At 57.6% G+C, this 21,078-nt stretch carries 22 protein-coding genes; 7 read left to right on the forward strand and 15 right to left on the reverse strand.

The annotated features are described in order from the left end of the window. Positions 1–58: 58 nt before the first annotated feature. From IPI80_RS03255 to IPI80_RS03270, 4 genes are read right to left on the reverse strand one after another with little or no spacing between them, the layout of a single operon-like run. Entirely contained in the window at positions 59–484 is a 426-nt protein-coding gene (locus IPI80_RS03255; RefSeq protein WP_413857091.1) for an ExbD/TolR family protein, read from the reverse strand. A 2-nt stretch (positions 485–486) separates the two neighbouring features. Then, entirely contained in the window at positions 487–1,128 is a 642-nt protein-coding gene (locus IPI80_RS03260; RefSeq protein ID WP_413857093.1) for a MotA/TolQ/ExbB proton channel family protein, read from the reverse strand. Beyond that, on the reverse strand, positions 1,125–1,928 hold the full coding sequence (dapB, locus tag IPI80_RS03265; RefSeq protein ID WP_413857095.1) for a 4-hydroxy-tetrahydrodipicolinate reductase: 804 nt from the start codon (positions 1,926–1,928) through the stop codon (positions 1,125–1,127). The genes IPI80_RS03260 and dapB overlap by 4 nt, the downstream gene beginning before the upstream one ends. 27 nt (positions 1,929–1,955) lie before the next feature. Continuing rightward, positions 1,956–2,498, reverse strand: coding sequence for an outer membrane protein assembly factor BamE (locus tag IPI80_RS03270; RefSeq protein WP_413857097.1), 543 nt, complete (start codon positions 2,496–2,498; stop codon positions 1,956–1,958). Positions 2,499–2,582: 84 nt separating this feature from the next. On the opposite strand from IPI80_RS03270, the gene fur reads away from it, so the two are divergent. Then, the gene (gene fur / locus IPI80_RS03275; protein WP_413857586.1) at positions 2,583–3,050 is read left to right on the forward strand and encodes a ferric iron uptake transcriptional regulator; all 468 of its coding nucleotides are present in this window, start codon (positions 2,583–2,585) and stop codon (positions 3,048–3,050) included. Here the strand turns inward: fur and hprK are convergent. The 3 genes from hprK to hpf all read right to left on the reverse strand — a co-directional run bounded on the left by hprK (position 3,047) and on the right by hpf (position 4,896). Next, on the reverse strand, positions 3,047–3,997 hold the full coding sequence (hprK, locus tag IPI80_RS03280) for an HPr(Ser) kinase/phosphatase (protein ID WP_413857099.1): 951 nt from the start codon (positions 3,995–3,997) through the stop codon (positions 3,047–3,049). The genes fur and hprK overlap by 4 nt on opposite strands. Before the next feature lie 26 nt (positions 3,998–4,023). Further along, entirely contained in the window at positions 4,024–4,491 is a 468-nt protein-coding gene (locus IPI80_RS03285; RefSeq protein ID WP_413857101.1) for a PTS sugar transporter subunit IIA, read from the reverse strand. Between the two features lie 75 nt (positions 4,492–4,566). Further along, on the reverse strand, positions 4,567–4,896 hold the full coding sequence (hpf, locus tag IPI80_RS03290) for a ribosome hibernation-promoting factor, HPF/YfiA family (protein WP_413857103.1): 330 nt from the start codon (positions 4,894–4,896) through the stop codon (positions 4,567–4,569). Between the two features lie 274 nt (positions 4,897–5,170). Between hpf and corA the strand changes: the two genes are divergently transcribed. From corA to mtnP, 4 genes are read left to right on the forward strand one after another with little or no spacing between them, the layout of a single operon-like run. Then, positions 5,171–6,157 (forward strand): magnesium/cobalt transporter CorA, encoded by a 987-nt coding sequence (gene corA / locus IPI80_RS03295; RefSeq protein WP_413857105.1) that lies wholly within the window; start codon positions 5,171–5,173, stop codon positions 6,155–6,157. A 17-nt stretch (positions 6,158–6,174) separates the two neighbouring features. Further along, positions 6,175–7,281 carry an S-methyl-5-thioribose-1-phosphate isomerase gene (gene mtnA / locus IPI80_RS03300; protein ID WP_413857107.1) on the forward strand — a complete coding sequence of 369 codons (1,107 nt, stop codon included), beginning with the start codon at positions 6,175–6,177 and terminating at the stop codon, positions 7,279–7,281. Beyond that, positions 7,282–7,887, forward strand: coding sequence for a class II aldolase/adducin family protein (locus tag IPI80_RS03305; RefSeq protein WP_413857109.1), 606 nt, complete (start codon positions 7,282–7,284; stop codon positions 7,885–7,887). Next, positions 7,884–8,645: an S-methyl-5'-thioadenosine phosphorylase gene (gene mtnP / locus IPI80_RS03310; RefSeq protein ID WP_413857111.1), complete on the forward strand. Its 762-nt coding sequence runs from the start codon at positions 7,884–7,886 to the stop codon at positions 8,643–8,645. The genes IPI80_RS03305 and mtnP overlap by 4 nt, the downstream gene beginning before the upstream one ends. A gap of 15 nt (positions 8,646–8,660) precedes the next feature. Here the strand turns inward: mtnP and IPI80_RS03315 are convergent, their stop codons facing one another. The 3 genes from IPI80_RS03315 to IPI80_RS03325 form a co-directional block, all read right to left on the reverse strand. Further along, positions 8,661–10,334, reverse strand: a complete 1,674-nt coding sequence (locus IPI80_RS03315; protein WP_413857113.1) for a long-chain-fatty-acid--CoA ligase — start codon at positions 10,332–10,334, stop codon at positions 8,661–8,663. A 100-nt stretch (positions 10,335–10,434) separates the two neighbouring features. Beyond that, complete coding sequence (pntB, locus tag IPI80_RS03320; RefSeq protein ID WP_413857115.1) at positions 10,435–11,853, reverse strand: Re/Si-specific NAD(P)(+) transhydrogenase subunit beta; 1,419 nt, start codon at positions 11,851–11,853, stop codon at positions 10,435–10,437. A 15-nt stretch (positions 11,854–11,868) separates the two neighbouring features. After that, complete coding sequence (locus tag IPI80_RS03325) at positions 11,869–13,479, reverse strand: Re/Si-specific NAD(P)(+) transhydrogenase subunit alpha (RefSeq protein ID WP_413857117.1); 1,611 nt, start codon at positions 13,477–13,479, stop codon at positions 11,869–11,871. Between the two features lie 174 nt (positions 13,480–13,653). On the opposite strand from IPI80_RS03325, the gene IPI80_RS03330 reads away from it, so the two are divergent. Both IPI80_RS03330 and mnmA read left to right on the forward strand, forming a co-directional pair. Then, positions 13,654–14,127, forward strand: coding sequence for an NUDIX hydrolase (locus tag IPI80_RS03330; protein WP_413857119.1), 474 nt, complete (start codon positions 13,654–13,656; stop codon positions 14,125–14,127). Positions 14,128–14,232: 105 nt separating this feature from the next. Next, a complete protein-coding gene (gene mnmA, locus IPI80_RS03335; protein ID WP_413857121.1) occupies positions 14,233–15,351 on the forward strand; it encodes a tRNA 2-thiouridine(34) synthase MnmA in 1,119 nt (372 codons plus the stop codon). Here mnmA and IPI80_RS03340 read toward each other — a convergent pair. The 5 genes from IPI80_RS03340 to IPI80_RS03360 form a co-directional block, all read right to left on the reverse strand. Further along, complete coding sequence (locus IPI80_RS03340) at positions 15,331–15,621, reverse strand: metal-sensing transcriptional repressor (protein ID WP_413857123.1); 291 nt, start codon at positions 15,619–15,621, stop codon at positions 15,331–15,333. The two genes, mnmA and IPI80_RS03340, sit on opposite strands and share 21 nt — an antisense overlap. An 81-nt stretch (positions 15,622–15,702) precedes the next feature. Continuing rightward, on the reverse strand, positions 15,703–16,149 hold the full coding sequence (locus tag IPI80_RS03345; RefSeq protein WP_413857125.1) for an OsmC family protein: 447 nt from the start codon (positions 16,147–16,149) through the stop codon (positions 15,703–15,705). A 13-nt stretch (positions 16,150–16,162) separates the two neighbouring features. Continuing rightward, on the reverse strand, positions 16,163–16,387 hold the full coding sequence (locus IPI80_RS03350; RefSeq protein ID WP_413857127.1) for a DUF2892 domain-containing protein: 225 nt from the start codon (positions 16,385–16,387) through the stop codon (positions 16,163–16,165). Between the two features lie 64 nt (positions 16,388–16,451). Beyond that, the gene (locus tag IPI80_RS03355; protein ID WP_413857129.1) at positions 16,452–17,744 is read right to left on the reverse strand and encodes an NAD(P)/FAD-dependent oxidoreductase; all 1,293 of its coding nucleotides are present in this window, start codon (positions 17,742–17,744) and stop codon (positions 16,452–16,454) included. Positions 17,745–17,763: 19 nt separating this feature from the next. Then, positions 17,764–21,072: an efflux RND transporter permease subunit gene (locus IPI80_RS03360; RefSeq protein WP_413857131.1), complete on the reverse strand. Its 3,309-nt coding sequence runs from the start codon at positions 21,070–21,072 to the stop codon at positions 17,764–17,766. Positions 21,073–21,078 lie beyond the last annotated feature (6 nt).

Here is a 21,078-nt window from a genome sequence, read left to right on the forward strand (position 1 = left end):
AGGGCGGCAGAATGCCGCCTGGTGGAGTGCCAGAGTGGGATTTTAGGCGCTGCGCGCGTCAATGCGTAGCAGCGGCAGTCTGGGCCACAAAGCCGATACGGTGCAATCCGGCCTGGTGGGCCAATCCCATCACTTCCACGACCCGTCCATAGGGTACTTGGGCATCCGCACGCAGTCGAACTTCGGTGTCTGGGTACCGTTGTGCGGCTTGGCGCAGGGTCGCAGACAGGGCGGCCTGGTCCATGGGCAGATCGTCCACATAGGCGCGCCCGCTACGGTCCAGGGTGAGCAACAGAAATTGGGGTGCATCAACCGCCGCTATGCCGGCCGCGCGGGGTAAATCCACCTTCACGGCACTGACCAGCAGGGGCGCGGTGATGATGAAGATCACCACCAGCACCAGCATCACATCCACCAGCGGTGTCATGTTGATCTCGCTCATGGGTTGCGGACTGGGCCTGCGCTCCAGGCGACCAAATGTCATAGTTACTCAGCCGTCAACAACAATTCGCGCAGGTCGCGGGCGAAGCCTTCCAGATCAGCCTCGATGCGGCCAATGTAACGTCCCAGTACGTTGTAGCCCAGCACCGCTGGAATGGCAACCATCAGGCCGGCGGCCGTCATGATCAGCGCCTCGCCCACCGGGCCGGCAATCTTGTCAATGCTGACTTGGCCGGCACCCGAAATGCCGATGAGTGCGTGGTAGATACCCCAGACCGTGCCTAACAACCCAACAAAAGGCGCAGTAGCGCCCACAGTTGCCAGCAGCACCTGTCCGGCCTGCAACTTGAGCAGAACCGCATGCAGGGCATCACGCAGCACCCGGGTGAGTTGTTGGGAACGGTCCCCCGCCCCGGCCAAGGTCCCTGCCATGGTTACCTGAGTGGCCTCGACCAACGGACACACCAGACCTTCACGGTCAAACGCCCGCAAGGACTGCAGGCCATCATCCAGGGAAGCAGACTGCCAAAAAACTCCGGTACTGCGGGCTACATCCCTGTGTGCACGGTGCAATAGCCATGCTTTCCACAGAATCACGACCCAACTACCTACCGACATAAGCAGCAGCGCCAGCGCTACGCCGGCGGTTGCCGCATCACCCTGGCGCAGCAACTCGCTGGCGTTCACCGCAGACCCAGAACATCAAACATGTCATACAACCCCGACTTTTTGTCGGCCAGAAAGCGGACGGCGCGCAAACTGCCCTGGGCATAGGTGGCCCGACTGGAGGACTTGTGGCTGATTTCGATGCGCTCGCCAATACCGGCAAACAACACGGTGTGGTCGCCCACGATGTCGCCACCGCGGATGGTGGCAAAGCCGATGCTGGACGGGTCACGTTCGCCAGTCACGCCTTCGCGGGCATAGACCGCGCAGTCTTTCAGGTCGCGACCCAGGGCGCCAGCAATCACTTCGCCCATCTTGAGGGCAGTACCGGAGGGTGCATCCACCTTGTGGCGGTGGTGGGCTTCAACAATTTCAATGTCGTAACCGGTTGACAACGCCTTAGCTGCCATTTCCAACAATTTGAGTGTGACATTGACGCCCACGCTCATATTGGGGGCCATGACAATGGGAATCTGTTGGGCAATGGTGGCGATTTCGGCCTTCTGGGCCTCGGTAAAGCCGGTCGTGCCGATGACGGCAGCGACACCCAGCGCACGGCAGACCTGCAAATGGGCGAGGGTTCCTTCGGGGCGGGTGAAGTCGATCAGGGCTGAGCCAGCCTGCAGACCCGCACGCAGGTCCGCAGTGATCACAACGCCCACGGGTTTGCCAGCCAAAGCGCCGGCGTCTTGGCCAATGGCAGCACAACCGGCCATATCCAGAGCACCGGTCAGGGTGCAATCGTCTGCCTCCCGGATCGCATCCACCAGCATTTGTCCCATGCGGCCAGATGCACCGGCCACAGCAATTCTGTACGTCATGTCACGGTCCTCAAAGGGGAAACTGGCCTACGGGCGCGCGGATTCCAGAGGCGGATAGTCCGTCGTGGCAGCGGCCGGTCCGATTATGGGAGTCGGCCGGGAGGGTGGTGGATACTTACTCAAGGCTTCCTCGGATGCTTCCAGTGCAGGCCCCGCATTGGAGGGCACCGACGACTTCAAAGTCGCCACAAACTCCGCTTCACTGGGCAGCTCGTCGGCATCGACGTGATCCATCACGCCATCCTTGAAAAACACCGTAACCTTGCGCGACTGGCGCAACCCACCTTGCTGCTTGAGGGTGAACACATAGTCCCAACGATCGGCATGAAACACGCTAACCAACAGTGCCGTCCCCAGGATTTCGCGCACCTGGGCGCGCTGCATGCCGGGTTTGAGCATGCCAACCTGCTCACGGGTCAGCACATTACCTTGGACGATGTCAATGCGGTAGGGCGAAACAATTCCGGCGATCCGGCTGGACGCGCCATTGAAGCTGCTACAACCCGCAAGCCCTGCAAGCGCCAGGACAACCAGGTTCAAGCGAAGGGCACGGCAGTTAATGTCGGACATGGAAGGTTACGCAAGCTATGATCGTCGGATTGTAGCGGTTGAGCACCGCGCGCCACCCCGAGCTGTCCAGGCGGAAAGATGCCAATGACCAATATCGACGAACTCAAGAACACCGGACTGAAGGCCACCATTCCCCGCCTGAAAATCCTTGAGGTGTTCCAACGCAGCGCGCAGCGCCACTTGACGGCGGAAGACGTTTTTCGCGTCCTGCTAAAGGACCGCTCCGACGTCGGACTTGCCACTGTGTACCGGGTTCTGACCCAGTTTGAGCAAGCCAGTATCCTGAGCCGCAGCCACTTTGAGAGCGGAAAAGCCGTGTACGAGTTGAACGAGGGCAAGCACCATGACCATCTGGTGTGTCTGGACTGTGGCCGGGTCGAGGAGTTTTACGACGCGGAAATCGAAAACCGCCAGCAAGCGGTGGCAAAGGCCAAGGGTTTTACCATTTCGGACCATGCACTCAGTCTTTACGCTAACTGCGTCAAGGACAATTGCCCTCACCGCGCCGAGATGGAAAGTGAGCGTGGCAGCGTTTCTGCCGAACGATCCTAGTCGCCTTTTTCCATGGCCTTGCGATGGCGTTCGACAAATTCCTGGTACGTATCAATGCCACGCAATTGCAAAATGGTGTTGCGCACGGCTGCTTCCACCAACACGGCAATATTGCGCCCTGCCACCACCTGAATGACTACCTTGCGCACCGGCACGCCCAGGATGTCCTGGGTTAGCGGCTCGTAGGGAATACGTTCGTATTCACGCTCCAGCGTTTCGCGGCGCACCAAGTGCACAATGATTTTGAGCCGCATTTTGCGGCGCACTGCGGTCTCTCCAAAAATGCCGCGAATGTCGAGCAGGCCAATGCCCCGAACTTCCAACAGGTTCTGAAGTAACTCCGGGCAGCGCCCTTCGATGGTGGTCTGGTTGATACGGAAAAGGTCCACAGCATCGTCAGCCACCAGGCCATTGCCACGGGAAATCAATTCCAGGCCTAATTCACTTTTCCCCAAGCCGGACTCGCCGGTGATCAACACCCCCAGGCCAAGAATGTCCATGAACACGCCATGCATGGAGGAGCGGTCGGCGAAGTGTTTGGACAGATATGCCCGCAGAACGTCAATCACAAACGCCGACGACTCGTGGGTGGCAAACATGGGAATCTGCGCCCGCTCGCACATGGCCAGCAATGCCTGCGGAGCCGTTTGCCCATCGGCCAGCACCAGCACCGGCGGCTCCAGAGTCACGATGCGTGCAACGCGGCGCGCACAATCGTCCGCAGTGGCGCTGGTGATGTAGGCTATCTCTCGCTCACCGAGAATTTGTACGCGGTAGGGGTGGATGTAGTTGAGATAACCCACCAGATCAGCGCCTGAGCGGGCGGCCCGCACCGCAACCTCGTCGAAGCGACGCTCGGATGCGCCCAAGCCGGCGAGCCACTCCCAATGTAGACGGGTGCGAAACTCTTCAAAGAGAACATCGGCGCTGACTGCGGTGGGTTTCACGGAAAACGCCGAAAATCAGGCTCGAATCAGGCCACCTGCGCTGACTTCCAGCAGGAAATCAGCGCATGCATTTGTGCGGCATCGGTGCTCGCCTTGAGTTTTTCGCGCAAATCTGCGTCACTGAGCAGCTCGGCGATCTCAGACAGTATTTCCAGGTGCTTTTGCGTAGCAGCCTCAGGCACCAGCAGAAAAATCAACAACTCAACCACCTGGTCATCAGGGGCATCAAAACCAATGGGGTGGGCCAGCTGGAACACGGCAGCCATGGGTGCTTTGAGGCCTTTGATACGCCCATGAGGGATGGCCACACCATGGCCCAAACCAGTAGAGCCTAAACGTTCACGCGAGAACAGGCTGTCGGTGACCAGTGCACGGCTCAATCCGTGCAGATTCTCGAACAACAAACCCGCCTCTTCAAAAGCCCGCTTCTTGCTGGTGACTTCTACTTGCGCCAGCACTTGCGCCGGGGACAGGATACTTGCTAAACGGTTCATGGTGTGGTCGGACTATACACAAAAAAACCGCCCGGGGTCCGAGCGGCTATTTGGCCAAAAAAGGCAGCAGACGGATCACATCAGGCGCTTGGGCGCTTCATGGTGATGGTCTTTCACTCGGTCCTTGTGGCGAACTACCTGACGGTCCAGTTTGTCAACCAGTTCGTCGACAGCGGCGTACAGGTCTTCATGGGAACTTTCAGCAAACATGTCGCTGCCTTTGACGTGGATATTGCATTCGGCACGTTGCCGCCGCTCCTTTTCCTTTTGCTTCTCAACGGTAAGTAGCACCTTGACATCAACCACCTGGTCAAAATGCCGCATGATTCGATCAAGCTTGGTCGTGACATAACTACGCAGGGCCGGGGTAACTTCAAGATGGTGACCGCTGATCGTCAAGTTCATAAATAGCCTCCAGTTGCTCTCGGGTTAAGAATCTTGCACCGAATGGGTGACAAGAACAGCATGCAAATCTTTCAAAATTTGACCGCCGCGAAATGACTATGCGCCCGAAAATGGCGAATTGCAACGCCTATTTACCTGCCGCAGCGCAGCATATTTACGTCTCACAAAATGCTATGTCCTAGCAAGCACGCGCCACCTTTGGCAATGCGATAATTTGAGAGGTACCACTTCTGACGAGCACTTCTTGGAATCTGACCCCCCCGATTGAACCACCATGCTCAATATTTTCACGCTCGCCAACGGGCGCCTCTTTCAGGAAGAGATCGAATCACTGGAAGAACTGTCGCAGTTTCAACCCATTTGGGTCGATCTGGAGTCACCTACGGTTGAGGAAAAGCGCTGGGTCAAACAGTACTATGGCCTCTCCATTCCCGAAGACGCTATGGATGAGGACATCGAAGAGTCCGCGCGCTTCTACGAAGAAGACAACGGTGAACTACACATCCGCAGTGACTTCCTGATCGCCGACGACAACGACCCGCGCACAGTTCGGGTTGCATTCATCCTGAACCAGGTCAACAGTGAACTCAAGAGCAAGGGTGTGCTGTTTTCCATCCACGATGAAGACGTCCCCGTGTTTCGACTGTTGCGTATGCGCGCACGCAGGGCACCAGGCCTCATCGAAGATGCCAAGGAAGTGTTGCTCAAGCTGTTCGATGCCGATGCCGAATACTCTGCCGACACGCTGGAAGGTATTTATGACAATCTCGAAAAGGTAAGTACCCAGGTGCTTTCCGGCGACGTCACGGATGCGCTTGCAAGCGTGGTGCTGGGGTCCATTGCCCGCCACGAGGACATGAACGGGCGCATTCGTCGCAACGTGATGGACACGCGTCGTGCCGTGAGCTTCATGATGCGCAGCAAGATGCTCAATGGCGAGCAATTTGAGGAAGCGCGCCAGATTCTGCGAGACATCGACTCACTCGATTCGCACACTGCCTTCCTGTTCGACAAGATCAACTTCTTGATGGATGCCACCGTCGGTTTCATCAACATCAACCAAAACAAGATCATCAAAATTTTCTCGGTGGCTAGCGTGGCCTTGCTGCCACCAACCCTGATCGCCAGCATCTACGGCATGAACTTCAAGGCCATGCCGGAGCTGGACTGGAGCCTGGGCTACCCCTATGCACTGGCAGTGATGATCGCCAGCGCCTTGGTACCTATGTGGTACTTCCGCAAACGCGGTTGGTTGAAATAGGTGCGTGTCTCACGTCCATGAAAGTAGACGGCATTCCATACCGCACCATTTGGCTTAAGCCAGGGGACGCGCGTGTGGTGCAAATCATCGACCAGACCCGGTTACCCCATGCCTTCGAGGTGGTCGATCTGCATACCGTTCAGGATATATGCAGCGCCATCCGGGACATGACCGTGCGCGGGGCTGGACTAATCGGCGCCTGCGCAGCCTATGGCATGTACCTGGCCACTTTGGAGGCACCTGAATCAGGTTTTACCGATTTCATGGCACGCGCAGGCGCCGCACTGAAGGCAACACGGCCCACTGCGGCCAATCTGGCATGGGCCGTAGACCGCATGGCACAGGCCATTAACTCAGGCACCGCACCTGATCAGCAACGCACGATAGCCCGAGAGGCAGCACAAGCCATCGCCGATGAGGATGCCGAATACTGTCGGCGCATTGGCGTGCATGGACTACCCCTGATCGCCGCACTGTCGCGGCGCAAACTGGGCCAGACGGTCAATATCCTGACGCACTGCAATGCGGGCTGGCTGGCATTTGTTGACGGCGGCTCGGCCACGGCACCCATCTATGCTGCCCACGATGCCGATATACCGGTACACGTTTGGGTGGACGAAACCCGCCCCCGCAACCAGGGCGCCAGCCTGACCGCCTGGGAGTTGGGACAACATGGTGTGCCGCACACCCTGATTGCCGACAATGCCGGCGGGCACCTGATGCAGCACGGATTGGTGGACATGGTCATCACCGGTGCCGACCGGGTCACCCGCAACGGCGATGTAGCCAACAAGATCGGCACCTATCTCAAGGCCCTGGCTGCACGTGACAATGAAATTCCCTTTTACGTTGCCTTGCCTTCATCTACGTTAGATTTCTCCCTGCACGATGGCATTGCCAACATCCCAATCGAGGAACGTGACGCCGATGAAGTGCGCTTCATGACAGGCCTGACTGCGGCGGGTACGGTGGAATGTGTGCGCATTTGCCCAGCGACAACACCAGCCCGCAACTGGGGCTTTGATGTCACACCAGCCCGGTTGGTGACGCAATTGATCTGTGAACGTGGCCTTTGTGCTGCCACTGAAGACGCCATCCTTTCGCTGTTCCCGGAGCACCGCTAGATGGACGAAGGATACGTCAAATATGTGGCGGAGCGTCGTGACGGGATAGTGCCGCACTCCGCCCAACTGGACGAACTCAACCAGGCACGGACTGCGCTGTTTGACCTGGGATTGATTGGCGTCTATCCCGACGGAGTCGGCTACGGCAACCTGAGCTTTCGCAATAGTGGCAACCAGTTTGTGATCACCGCCAGCGCCACGGGCGCCCTGCGTACATTGCAATCGGAACAGTTTTGTTTGGTGGAGTCATTCGCGGTAGAGAACAACTGCGTACAGTCCATGGGATCGCTACCCGCCTCGTCCGAGTCCATGACGCATGGCGCTATCTATGCCGCCCAGCCCTTGGTGCATTGGGTGATGCACGTGCACAGCCGGGTATTGTTTGACGACCTGCTGCGCCGGCTTGCGCCATCAACTTCTGCAGACATTCCTTATGGAACTCCCGCCATGGCGCGCAGCGTCGGAGCATTGGTGGCTACGCAGCAGCAACTGCCGTTCGTATTTGTCATGGCCGGCCACGACGAAGGTGTGGTTGCCTGCGGAGCGAACATGCCATCCACCTTGCAGGCCCTGCTTGCATCGCTTCAAAGGACATCAGAAACATGATCCGAATCGGCATTATTGGTGGCAGCGGCCTGGACAATCCGGACATCCTGGTGGGCGCTTACGACACGCTGGTTAATACCCGTTGGGGGGACCCCTCTGCCCCCCTGAAGCGGGGAACAATTGCAGGAGTCGAGGTGGCAATACTGGGTCGTCATGGCCGCGAGCACACCATCCCACCCAGCCAGGTCAACTACCGCGCCAATATTCAGGCACTAGAGGCTGCGGGTTGCACCCACATTCTTGCAACAACGGCAGTGGGGTCGCTACGCGAAGAGATTGGCCGGGGTGACTTGGTCATCCTGGACCAATTCATCGACTTCACCAAGCAGCGTGCCATGACGTTCCACGAACAATTTGCGTCCCATCAACCAGTGCACACACCCATGGCCGACCCGTTCAACCCAGACCTGCGGGCCACCTTGATTGATGTTTGCAAACGCAATGGTTTTGCCTTTCATCCCACCGGAACCGTGGTGACGATAGAGGGTCCTCGTTTCTCGACGCGGGCAGAGTCCAGGATGTTTCGCGCCTGGGGTGCTGACGTCATCAACATGTCCATCGCCACCGAAGCGGCCCTGGCTAACGAGGCCAAAATCCCTTACGCTGCGGTAGCCATGAGTACCGACTATGACTGCTGGAAGACCGATGAAGAACCCGTGAGCTGGGATGCGATTCTGGCGGTCTTCAACAGCAACGCGAAAAAGGTCACGACCTTACTGATGGAGGCCATTCCACAAATTGCAGCCCACAGTGGTTAGAAAAACAAAACCACCCTATTTGTCGCGCAACTCCCTGCGCAGAATCTTGCCCACTGGTGTCTTGGGCAACTCGGAGCGGAACTCAATTACCTTGGGTTGTTTGTAACCAGTCAGATTTTCCTTACAAAAGGCGCGTACAGCCTCTTCGGTGAGATTGGGGTCCTTCTTGACGATAACCAGTTTGACTGCCTCGCCGGACTTGGCATCGCTCACGCCCACGCAGGCGCACTCCAACACGCCCGGCATCTGCGCCACCACGTCCTCCAACTCGGTCGGGAAGACGTTGAAGCCGCTAACCAGAATCATGTCTTTCTTGCGGTCCACGATTTTGAAGAACCCGCGTTCGTCCACCACACCCACGTCACCGGTCTTGAAGAAACCGTCGGCAGTCATGGCCTTGGCCGTCTCATCCGGGCGTTGCCAGTAGCCAGCCATCACCTGCGGACCCTTGATAGCAATCTCACCAGCCTGACCGGGAGGCGATTCATTGCCATCATCATCCAGCAGCTTCATGAACGTATTGGGCAGGGGCACGCCAATGGTTCCGGTGTACTCAGTGGCGGTGACCACATTACAACTGGCAGATGGCGAGGTTTCGCTCAAGCCGTAGCCTTCACAAATGGGGCAACCCGTCTTCTCGAACCACAACTTGGCCACACTGCTCTGTACCGCCGTGCCACCTCCAACTGAGACCTTCAAATGGCTCCAGTCGACGGTATTGAAATCGGGGTGATTGGCCAATCCATTGAACAGGGTATTGACGGCTGGGAACGAATGGATGGTGTGATTGCGGAGTTCCTTGAGCACACCAGCAATATCACGCGGATTTGGAATCAGAATCAGCTTGCCGCCCATGCGCATCGATAACATCATGCCCACTGTGAACGCGAAGATGTGGTACAGCGGCAGCGCGCAAACCCCGGTGGTCTGTTCGTTGGCCGGTATTTGGTACATCACCGGGTTGTTCCACGCTTCCGATTGCAGCACATTGGCAATCAGGTTGCGGTGCAGCAGCACCGCCCCTTTGGATACGCCCGTGGTACCACCGGTGTACTGCAGCACGGCCACGTCGTCGGCCTTGATGTCCGGCTTTTTGAACGGCGCCTTGGTCCCGACGGCAATGGCGGCATTGAATCGAACCGCTTCGGGCAAGCTGTACGCGGGCACCATTTTCTTGACGCTGCGTACAACGTAGTTGACCAAAGCGCCTTTGAGCAATCCCAACTGATCGCCCATCGCGCACAAGACCACATGCTTAATGGGCGTTGCGGAAATGCACTTTTCCAGCGTGTTTGCAAAGTTCTCAATGATGACGATGGCTTTGGAACCCGAATCCTTGAGTTGGTGTTGCAACTCGCGCGGCGTGTACAAAGGATTGACATTCACCACAACAAAGCCGGCACGCAAGATGCCAGCTACAACCACAGGATACTGCGGCACATTGGGCATCATGATCGCCACGCGATCACCCTTGGTCAAACCCAGGCTCTGCAAATACGCCCCAAACGCCTGGCTCAAACTATCAGTCTGGGCATAGGTAACATCCTTCCCCATGAAGTTGTAGGCCACACGGTTAGCGTATTTCTGAAAACTTTCTTCCATCAACGCCACCAAAGAGGTGTAGGCAGAAACATTGATGTCGGCTGGCACCCCTTCGGGGTAACTACTGAGCCAAATGCGGTCTGTCATGCTTGCCTGTCCCATCTGTGATGTAACCAGATATTCTGCCTTTGAATGGCTAGGGTCACCACTTGGATAACCCTTGGTGTTTTCCCTAGCCAAACCGAAGTCAAGCCTTCAACGCGGTCAGGACTTCGTCCAGCATCTTCTTGGCGTCGCCAAACAGCATGCGGTTGTTTTCCTTGTAGAAGAGCGGGTTGTCGACGCCCGCGTAACCGGACGCCATGCTTCGCTTCATCACGATGGACGTCTTGGCCTTCCAGACCTCCAGCACCGGCATACCCGCGATGGGGCTGCTCGGGTCATCCTGCGCTGAAGGATTGACGATGTCGTTGGCGCCAATCACCATGCTCACATCAGTATCGGGAAAGTCGTCATTCAACTCATCCATTTCGAACACAATGTCGTAGGGCACCTTGGCCTCGGCCAGCAACACGTTCATGTGGCCTGGCATCCGTCCGGCCACCGGATGGATACCGAAACGCACGTTCACGCCCTTCTCACGCAGAAATTTGGTGATTTCGAACACGGTGTGCTGGGCCTGCGCGACCGCCATGCCATAGCCCGGAACGATGATCACATTTTTTGCTTCGCGCAGCAGTTCTGCCGTTTCGAGGGCGTTGATTGGAACTGCCTCACCCACCGGTTGGGCTGCGTCACCTGAAGATTTGGGAGCCGCACTGGCAGTGCCGAAACCACCTGCAATCACGCTGATGAAACTGCGATTCATGGCATTGCACATGATGTAAGACAGAATGGCACCGCTGGAGCCCACCAGGGCACCCACCACAATCAGCAAATCGTTGGACAACATGAAACCGGTGGCCGCTGCAGCCCAGCCGGAATAGCTGTTGAGCATGGAAACCACCACCGGCATGTCTGCGCCGCCAATGGCCATCACCATGTGCACGCCAAACAGCAATGCAACCACGGTCATCACGATCAACGGCATCGTGCCAGTGGCCACATCATGGGCGTTCATGAACTCGCGCCCAAAATAGATCACGATCAACAAGCCCGCCAGGTTGAGCCAATGGCGCCCCGGCAGCAGCACCGGGCTGCCACCGATGCGGCCCGACAACTTGCCAAACGCAATCACAGAGCCCGCAAAGGTGACGGCACCAATGAAAATACCGACATAGATTTCAATTTCGTGGATCGACTTGGCCGCGCCTTCAAAACCTTTGGAAGCCTCGGGGTCAATGAACGTCGCAAAACCCACCAACATGGCTGCCAGACCCACCATGCTGTGCATCAGTGCGACCAGTTCGGGCATTTGGGTCATTTGGACCGTGCGAGCGGCATAAATGCCGATGCCCGCACCGATCAGCATGGCGACGACGATCCAGGGGATGCCGGCAATCGTGACCTTTGGACCGAAGACGGTGGCCAATACCGCCAACGTCATACCGATCATGCCGTAGAGGTTGCCGCGCAAGGCGGTCGTTTGGTTGGACAGGCCACCCAGACTGAGGATAAAAAGTATGGTCGCACCAATGTAGGAGACCGTTGCCAATTCTGCAGACATCTGTCGTTTCCTTACTTATTTACGGAACATGGCCAGCATGCGCTGGGTAACGGCAAAGCCGCCGAACATATTGATGGCCGTCAGCACTATGCCTGCTGCAGCCACCCAGCTGATGACACTATTGGGCCTATCTACCGCATTGGCCAATGGCGACACCTGAATCAGGGCGCCAATGGCAATGATGCTGCTGATGGCATTGGTCACACTCATCAGCGGTGTATGCAGCGCCGGCTTCACATTCCAGACCACCATGTAGCCCACAAAGCAGGCCAGCACAAACACCGTGAAGTGCGACAAGAACTCTTTGGGTGCCGACGTTCCGACGACCCAGAACAACAGGGCCATCACACCGAACAGAATGGCGAGCTTGTTCCCGGCCATGGGTTCACTGACCGCCCCATGCCCCTTCTTGGCGGCCGCTGCGAGAACAGGTTTGGCAGCCGCAGACGCAGCGGGTGCCGCTGGCAACGTAGGCGCAGGTGCTGGCCAAGTGATCTTGCCTTCCTTGATGACGGTCAGACCGCGGATGGCATCGTCTTCCATATTGACGTTGATGATCCCGTCCTTGGTCTTGCACAGCTCTTCGGCAAGGCGGAACAGGTTGTTTCCATACAGCGTTGACGATTGCTTGGCCAGGCGCGAGGCCAGGTCGGTGTAACCGACGATGGTCACACCGTACTTGACCACCGCTTGACCTGGCTCGGTCAGCTCGCAGTTGCCACCCTGCTCGGCCGCCATGTCGACGATCACACTGCCGGGCTTCATGCTTTTCACCATCTCGGCGGTAATGAGCTTGGGTGCAGGCTTTCCGGGGATGAGGGCGGTGGTGATGATGATGTCCGCCTCGCGAGCCTGTTGGGCGTACATATCGCGTTGGGCTTGCTGGAAACCTTCGCTCATCACCTTGGCATAACCGCCACCGCCGGAACCTTCCTCCTCGTATTCAACCTTCACAAATTCACCACCCAGCGACTTGACCTGGTCGGCCACTTCGGCACGGGTATCGTTGGCGCGCACAATGGCGCCGAGGTTGGCGGCCGTTCCGATCGCCGCCAAACCGGCCACACCGGCACCGGCGATAAAAACCTTGGCCGGCGGCACCTTGCCTGCCGCCGTGATCTGGCCATTGAAGAAGCGTCCAAAGGCGTTGGCCGCCTCAATGACGGCGCGGTAGCCAGTGACACCGGCCATGGATGTCAACGCATCCATCTTCTGCGCGCGACTCAGCATGCGCGGCAGCGCGTCGATCGACAATACGTTCACGTTCCTGGCGGCAAGCTGCTGCATCAGTTCCGGGTTCTGGGCTGGCCAGATGAACCCGATCAGCGTTGCGCCCTCGCGCAGCAGGCCTACCTCTTCTGATGTCGGCCCCCGGACCTTGAATACGATATCCGACGCGGCCCACAAATTGGCGGCACCGTCAATCACTTCGGCACCCGCTGCACGGTAGGCGTCGTCACTGAAATTGGCCAAGTCCCCTGCGCCAGACTCCACAGCCACCTTGAAGCCCAGTTTGATGAGCTTTTCGACGACCTCGGGGACCGTTGCCACACGTTTTTCACCCGGGAAAATCTCGCGCGGGACGCCAATGCGTTGCGCCGTTTCTGTGGATACACCAGTTTGCATGAAGCGACTCCTCGACAAGTTATTCCAACTATCCCGACGTCTGCGACAACAGGGTTACTGTGCGGGACGTAAGGAACCTGAAAGCTTAACTGAATTTAGGGCGCTTCTCGGCAGGGGTACTAGTGACATGTGTCAAACTAGCGTTAGTTAGGCAACTCCCCCCGAGAATTAGGCATGGACACCCGCTGGAAACCCAATGTGACTGTCGCGGCTGTGATAGAGCGGGCAGGCCAATTTCTGCTGGTTGAAGAGCAGACCGAACAAGGCCTGCGCCTGAACAACCCGGCCGGTCATCTCGATTGCGGCGAGTCTCCTGCCCAGGCCTGCGTGCGCGAAACACTGGAAGAGACCGCCTACGGATTCACCCCACGCGCGCTGGTCGGCATCTACCTATCCCGCCAACAATCCTGCGGCGGACACGACACCACTTACCTGCGTTTCGCCTTTTGCGGGGAGCTAGGTGCCCACGAACCCGATCGCGTACTGGACACTGGCATTGTCCGCGCCCTGTGGCTCACCGCTGACGAGATACGCGCCAGCAGCGCACGCCACCGCAGCCCGCTGGTGCTGCAGTGCTTGGAAGACTATTTGACTGGGCAACGCTATCCCCTGGATTTGGTGCATACCGAGTCCAGCGTATACGTTTGACACAATTACTATTATTTTGATAGTGACTTATGTAATATCGACGAGGGCTAGATGTCTATTTTCATCACAACCATTCCACAGAAGCCATCCCCTTAAAATCCAGGGATGACAAAGCAACGTGTGGTGGTGGGGTTGAGCGGCGGCGTGGATTCTGCGGTTACCGCCTATTTGCTCAAACAACAGGGCCACGAGGTGATCGGCATCTTCATGAAGAACTGGGAAGATGACGACGACAGCGAATACTGCTCCTCCAACATCGACTTTGTGGACGCCGCCGCCGTGGCCGACGTGATTGGCATCGAGATCGAGCACGTCAACTTTGCCACCGAATACCGAGACCGCGTCTTTGCCGAGTTTCTGCGCGAATACCAGGCCGGGCGCACGCCCAACCCCGATATCCTGTGCAACGCCGAAATCAAATTCAAGGCCTTTTTGGACCATGCCATGCGCCTGGGAGCCGAAAAAATTGCCACCGGCCACTATGCGCGCGTCCGGCTGAACCCGCAAACCGGGCTACATGAGCTGCTCAAAGGGTTAGACCCCGGCAAGGATCAAAGCTACTTTCTGCACCGCCTGAACCAGACCCAGCTGTCCAAGACGCTTTTTCCAGTGGGTGAGCTGCACAAGACTGAAGTGCGCCGCATTGCCGAGAACATGCACCTGCCCAATGCCAAAAAGAAGGATTCCACCGGCATTTGCTTTATTGGCGAGCGCCCATTCCGGGAGTTTTTGAACCGCTACATTGCCAAGGAGCCGGGCCCCATCAAGGATCCGCGCGGGCGCACTATCGGGCAGCATGTGGGCTTGTCGTTCTACACCTTGGGCCAGCGCCAGGGCTTGGGTATTGGCGGCATCAAGGCCAAAGGTGTTCAAAGAGGCGGGGGCGAGCATGCACCCTGGTTCGTGGCACGCAAAGACATGGCCAGCAATACTTTGTGGGTGGTACAGGGGCATGAGCACCCTTGGCTGCAGTCCCTGTCGCTACAGGCGCAAGATGCCAGTTGGGTTGCTGATACACCCCCTGCGGCCACCGGGCTGGCAGCCAAGACGCGCTACCGGCAGGCCGACGCACCCTGCACGCTGCACAATTCCAGCCCTCAGAGTTTTGGTCTGGAATTCACCCAGGCACAGTGGGCTGTTACCCCGGGGCAATCCGCCGTGCTGTACGACGGCGAGGTGTGCCTGGGCGGTGGTGTCATTACCTCAGCCCATACGGGCGAGTAGCGTTTCCATATCCTTGAGCATGTGGTCCAGGTCGGCCTTTTGCGCCGCATCAGGTTGCATGCGGGCTTGCAACTCCTGCTCCATGAAACAAACGGTCATGCGCAGGTAAGTACTGTCCAGCGCCTTGCGAACCGCAGCAAATTGCTGGCCGATCTTGAGGCAATCCTCGCCTTCTTCCACCATGCGCTGAATGCCACGGATCTGTCCTTCGGCACGGCGCAAGCGATTCAAGACATCGGTGCGGGCCTGGCTGTCAGTCAAAACGGTCACTTTGCAACTTTCATCAGTTCTGGAATTAGATCTGGTCATTTTCGTTGATGTTTCCCTATTTGGCTGACGCCGGAAAAAGCCTTACTTCAACCGAGCTTGCAGACTGTCGTACACCTCAATGGCAATGGGTATGCCCTGCCCTACGCTCTGGGTCACCGTGCAATAGGTCTCAAACGTGCTTAGCACGCGCTCCAGGTGTTCCAGTTCAACCGCAGGCACGCCCATCGTCAGTACCGCACGCATCTGCAACACCCGAACGCGACCCTGCTCGTTACGGCCCACTTCGGCGTACACATCACATTGAATGGGTTCGGGCGATTGTTTGAACTTGCGCAGGGCAAACAACAAAGAGTCCGACAGGCAATTGCCCACCGCAGCAGCCAACAGCTGCACCGGCGAAGGCCCGACGCCATTCCCTAGGGGTGCGGGCTCGTCCGCCAACAAAGATGGCACCTGGGCACCAAATTGCACATCAAACTGGTAGTCCTGCTTCTGGCGAAGCTGGATGTGTACATTGGATTCGCTCATTGCGCTTGCGGTTTCAGTTGGCGCAGCCGATTTTCGACTCGGGCACACCCAGCTTCTTCAGGATGATGCCCAGCGGGCAAAAGTTGGTAAAGCCCGACTGGAACAGATTGACTCCCACAAAAGCGGTAAAAGCCAGCGCCCACTTGCTAAGAAAAAACGGGCTGCCTTCCACACCCAGCGCCAAAGAAATCATGATGAACAAGCCTGCAAACACAACGATATAACGTTGAACGGTCATGGTGGTTACTCCTATAAAAATCCAAACAAAGGCCGCAACACGCACGCGGCGTGCTGTGTGCGTATTACTTATCGCCAGACAAGCGAACGATCCCCAAGAGTTTGAGAACGTATTTCTCATAGATCGGCTCCGAGGTGCCCTTTTTGATCTTACGGATGAAGTACTTCTCAAACGCAATCTTGGCGAGATGGACCCACTTGCCTTTCTTGAACCAGTTCACATTGCGTGGTGGGATTTGCGGCAGCGCCACGAAGGCTGCGCCGGTGTCACCCATGTCAGCCAGGCAGATCGCATTCCAGGTGCCCTTGGCTACCGCGGGCTGGCCCTTGAGTTCGTCTGCAATGTTGTGAACGATGGCACCCACCATGCTCTCGATCATGTAACCGGTTTTGGGGGTTCCGGTGGGCACCGGCGTTACCTCGACCGGTGGAATGGCCACGCACACGCCCGCCGAGAAGATGTTGCGGTAAGCTTTGCTGCGCTGGAATTCATCAATGATCACGAAGCCACGTGGGTTGCACAGATTGGGCACGGCCGCCACCGGATCGACGCCCTTGAACGCCGGCAACATCATGGACAACTTGAAGCCCACTTCATGTTCCTTGTACACGGCACCGAGTTCGTCAAGCTGGGTAACGAACATCTTGCCGTCTTCCACCCGGGTCGTCTTGGCATTGGTGATCCACTTCATGTCGCGGCCCCGCATTTCAGATTCCAGCATCGATTTGCTGTCGCCCACGCCACCCAGTCCCAAGTGGCCAATGTAGGGCTCACTGGTGATGTAGGTGATTGGCACTTTGTTGCGCAATTTGCGCTTGCGCAAATCCGTATCCAGGATAAAAGCAAACTCGTAGGCCGGACCAAAACAACTGGCGCCAGGCATTGCGCCAATCACCACCGGGCCCGGGTTTTCCAGAAATTTTTTGTAATCAGCAAAAAATTCCTGCGCATGATCCACCGTGCAGATCGAGTGGGTGAAGCCGCCGCCCCCGGAATTGACAGGACCCGCGCCGGGCACTTCATTAAACGAAAGCTTGGGGCCAGTGGTGATCACCAAGTAGTCGTAATCCAGTGTGTCACCACCATCCAATGTCAGGCGGTTGGCCGTCGCGTCAATGGCTGTCACTGCTTTGGGAACGAACTGAATGCCCTTGCGCTCCAGATAAGGGGCAATCGGAACGGTAATCTGCTCACGCTCGCGCCAGCCAACCGCAATCCACGGATTGCTGGGGACAAACTGAAAATAATCCGTTGAATTGACAACGGTGATGCGGTGCTCTTTGTCCAGCATCGCGCGCATTTCGTAAGCGGCGGGCATGCCACCGATGCCTGCGCCCATGATGACGATATGTGCCATGGTGTGTCTCCTTCTGTTATCAAGTTGTTGAAGTGGAATGGACTAACGGGTTCGCGTCTTCGCGCGATTCCATACGGCGCCGGTACAAGGCGTAGTAAAGGACGGGTATGACCACTAACGTCAATAGGGTCGACACCAAAATTCCAAAAATCAGCGAAATGGCCAGTCCATTGAAAATGGGGTCATCCAGAATGAAGAAGGCTCCGATCATGGCGGCGACCCCCGTCAGCACAATGGGCTGCGCGCGCACCACGGCTGACTGCAAGACCGCTTCTTTGAACGGCATGCCCTCACGGACTTGCAGTTCAATGAAGTCCACCAGCAAAATGGAATTGCGCACAATGATGCCGGCCAACGCAATCATGCCAATCATGCTGGTGGCGGTGAACTGCGAACCCAGCAAGGCGTGGCCTGGCAGTACTCCAATGATGGTCAGCGGAATGGGCGCCATGATGACCAGCGGCGTGAGGTAGTTGCGGAACTGGGCCACCACCAACAGGTAGATCAGGATCAGGCCCACGCCATAGGCGGTACCCATGTCGCGAAAGGTCTCGTAGGTGATTTGCCACTCACCATCCCACTTGATCGCATACTCTTGGTAGGGATTATTGGGCTGGCGTATCCAGTATTCACCCACTGGGTCACTACCTGCAGGTGTTGCATCCTTGAGCGTTGTTCTAACAGCAAACAGACCATACAGGGGTGAATCCAGCTTGCCGGCCATATCACCCATGACATAACTCACGCCGAGTAGATCCTTGGTATAAAGCGGCTTGTCGATCACTCCGCGCTCCACCTGTACCAGTTCAGACAAGGGAACCAATTGGCCAGTAGCTGCACGCATCGGCAGGGCAAGCAGCGCCTCCAGGCCCACCTGGCTTTCCGGCGGCAACTGGATGCGCACCGGTACCGGGTACTTGGACTGCCCATCATGCAGATAGGCAGCATCAGTGCCAGACAATGCGGATGCCACCGTTTGTGCGATGGCGGCCACGGGAATTCCCAGGGACTCGGCACGTTGGCGGCGCACGCGCAGGACAGCGCGGGGCGCATCGGCGAGCAGGCTGGTGTCCGTTCCTACGATGTCCGCTGTAGCGCCAAAAGCAGCCGCAACTTGGGTGGCCAGCTTTTGTCGACCCGCTTCGTCGGGACCATAGACTTCAGCCACCAGCGGCGACATCACTGGTGGGCCGGGCGGCACCTCTACGACCTTGACTTTGGCGTGGTGCTTGGCACCAATCGCCTCAATGGCAGGACGCAGACGTTGTGCGATGGCATGGCTTTTCTCGCTGCGGTGGTGCTTGTCCACCAGGGCCACCTGCAAATCACCTTGCTCGGCATCGGCCCGCAGGTAGTACTGGCGAACCAGACCATTGAAGGTGATGGGCGAGGCGGTTCCGGCATAGGCCTGCAGATCACGCACCTCTGGCTGCTGGGCCAGGAAGACGCTGAGGTCTTGCAAGGTGGCAGCCGTTTCTTCCAGCGGTGTGCCGGCTGGCATATCCACCACCACTTGAAACTCGCTCTTGTTGTCAAAGGGCAGCATCTTCAGAACCACCCACTGCACCAGCACCAGCCCGACGGACAACAGCAAGGCCACCAAAATTCCCATCAACAACAACCAGCGTTTACGCGCACTGTTCAAAAACGGGGTCAGGATACGATCAAAAATTGCCTGTACCCGGGACGGCTTTGCTGCCGGACTGGCGTGCGAATCCGCCGCGGTAAGAGCCGTTGCATGGTGATGCATGAACTTCAAGGCCAACCAGGGTGTGACCGTGAAGGCAATCGCCAAGGACAGCGCCATACCGAGGCTGGAATTGATGGGGATGGGGCTCATATATGGGCCCATCAAACCCGACACGAAAGCCATGGGCAGTAGGGCCGCAATCACCGTCAGAGTCGCCAGGATGGTGGGGCCACCCACCTCGTCCACCGCGCGCGGAATCAGATCGCGCAGGGCCGCCCGCGGCTCCAATTGCTGGTGGCGGTGGATATTCTCTACCACCACAATGGCGTCATCCACCAAAATACCGATAGAAAATATCAGGGCAAACAGCGATACGCGGTTCAACGTAAATCCCCAGGCCCAGGATGCAAACAGGGTCGCAGTCAAAGTCAGTATGACAGCCGACCCAACAATAATCGCCTCGCGGCGCCCTAGCGCAAAACCCACCAGCAAGATCACCGAACCGGTGGCAAATGCCAGTTTCTGAATCAGCTTATTGGCCTTTTCAGCCGCTGTCTCACCATAGTCCCGGGTGACGGTCGCTTCGACGTTGGCAGGGATGACGGCGTTGCGCAGCGATTGCAAACGCTCAATCACGGCACGGGAGACGTCAACTGCATTGACACCCGGTTTCTTGGTCACACTGATAGTTACAGCAGGAAACGACTGTCCGCCAATGGATGAATCGACAGCCAGCTCGGCGCCCGCCGTAGCGGCTCCGGGCGTGAAACGGACATAACGCTGAGCCTGCTGCGCACCTGGTTCGACACGGGCCACATCGCGCAAGAAAACGGGTGCACCTTGACTGCTACCCACAACCAAGTCACCCACGTCATCGGCTGTACGCAGAAATTCACCAGCATCCACCGTTAGGGTATGGGCAGCTGCTCCGGTACTGGAAGCCTCCAGCACGGTACCGGCAGGTTGGCCGAAATTAGCAGCTGCAATGGTCTTTTTGAGAGCAATAAGGTCAACTCCGCGTGCGCGCAATCGGCCCGGGTCCAGCACTACTCGAATCTCCCGCCCAGAACCACCCAGGGTCTGCACTTCACGCACACCGGCAACCGCCTTGAATTCGGCTTCCACGGTGTGGGCAACGCGTTCCAGTTCAGAGGCGGGCAAAGCTTCCTTGCTCCACAATGTCACGGCCACAACCGGCACATCGTCGATACCTTTGGGCTTGACGATTGGGGTCAAAGTGCCCAGGTCGCGGGGCAGCCAGTCTTGGTTGGCGTTCAGCACGTCATACAGACGCACCAAGGCCTCGGTGCGCGGGACGCCCACCTTGAACTGCACCGTCAAAATGGCCATGCCAGGGCGCGCCACAGAATAGGTATGTTCAATGCCTGCAATTTGACCCAACACCTGCTCAGCAGGGCGCGCCACCATGTTTTGCACATCCGCGCTGCTGGCACCCGGGAAGGGTATCAGCACGTTGGCCATAGTGACATTGATCTGGGGCTCTTCCTCACGTGGCGTCACCAGCACGGCAAACAGTCCGAGCAACAACGCCACCAGTGCCAGCAGCGGTGTTAACGCGTTCGATTGAAAGGCCGCCGCGATACGACCGGAGATGCCCATTGTGTCTTGTGCCTTCATGGGTTA

This window comes from Candidatus Aalborgicola defluviihabitans, from assembly GCF_016705985.1.
GTDB classification, from domain to species: Bacteria; Pseudomonadota; Gammaproteobacteria; order Burkholderiales; family Burkholderiaceae_C; genus Allorhodoferax; species Allorhodoferax defluviihabitans.

Coding starts and splice junctions, on each gene's coding strand:
- IPI80_RS03255 (WP_413857091.1), bottom strand. CDS start 484: ATGACATTTGGTCGCCTGGAGCGCAGGCCCAGTCCGCAACCCATGAGC.
- dapB (WP_413857095.1), bottom strand. CDS start 1,928: ATGACGTACAGAATTGCTGTGGCCGGTGCATCTGGCCGCATGGGACAA.
- IPI80_RS03270 (WP_413857097.1), bottom strand. CDS start 2,498: ATGTCCGACATTAACTGCCGTGCCCTTCGCTTGAACCTGGTTGTCCTG.
- fur (WP_413857586.1), top strand. CDS start 2,583: ATGACCAATATCGACGAACTCAAGAACACCGGACTGAAGGCCACCATT.
- IPI80_RS03285 (WP_413857101.1), bottom strand. CDS start 4,491: ATGAACCGTTTAGCAAGTATCCTGTCCCCGGCGCAAGTGCTGGCGCAA.
- hpf (WP_413857103.1), bottom strand. CDS start 4,896: ATGAACTTGACGATCAGCGGTCACCATCTTGAAGTTACCCCGGCCCTG.
- corA (WP_413857105.1), top strand. CDS start 5,171: ATGCTCAATATTTTCACGCTCGCCAACGGGCGCCTCTTTCAGGAAGAG.
- mtnA (WP_413857107.1), top strand. CDS start 6,175: ATGAAAGTAGACGGCATTCCATACCGCACCATTTGGCTTAAGCCAGGG.
- IPI80_RS03305 (WP_413857109.1), top strand. CDS start 7,282: ATGGACGAAGGATACGTCAAATATGTGGCGGAGCGTCGTGACGGGATA.
- mtnP (WP_413857111.1), top strand. CDS start 7,884: ATGATCCGAATCGGCATTATTGGTGGCAGCGGCCTGGACAATCCGGAC.
- IPI80_RS03315 (WP_413857113.1), bottom strand. CDS start 10,334: ATGACAGACCGCATTTGGCTCAGTAGTTACCCCGAAGGGGTGCCAGCC.
- pntB (WP_413857115.1), bottom strand. CDS start 11,853: ATGTCTGCAGAATTGGCAACGGTCTCCTACATTGGTGCGACCATACTT.
- IPI80_RS03325 (WP_413857117.1), bottom strand. CDS start 13,479: ATGCAAACTGGTGTATCCACAGAAACGGCGCAACGCATTGGCGTCCCG.
- IPI80_RS03330 (WP_413857119.1), top strand. CDS start 13,654: ATGGACACCCGCTGGAAACCCAATGTGACTGTCGCGGCTGTGATAGAG.
- mnmA (WP_413857121.1), top strand. CDS start 14,233: ATGACAAAGCAACGTGTGGTGGTGGGGTTGAGCGGCGGCGTGGATTCT.
- IPI80_RS03345 (WP_413857125.1), bottom strand. CDS start 16,149: ATGAGCGAATCCAATGTACACATCCAGCTTCGCCAGAAGCAGGACTAC.
- IPI80_RS03350 (WP_413857127.1), bottom strand. CDS start 16,387: ATGACCGTTCAACGTTATATCGTTGTGTTTGCAGGCTTGTTCATCATG.
- IPI80_RS03355 (WP_413857129.1), bottom strand. CDS start 17,744: ATGGCACATATCGTCATCATGGGCGCAGGCATCGGTGGCATGCCCGCC.
- IPI80_RS03360 (WP_413857131.1), bottom strand. CDS start 21,072: ATGAAGGCACAAGACACAATGGGCATCTCCGGTCGTATCGCGGCGGCC.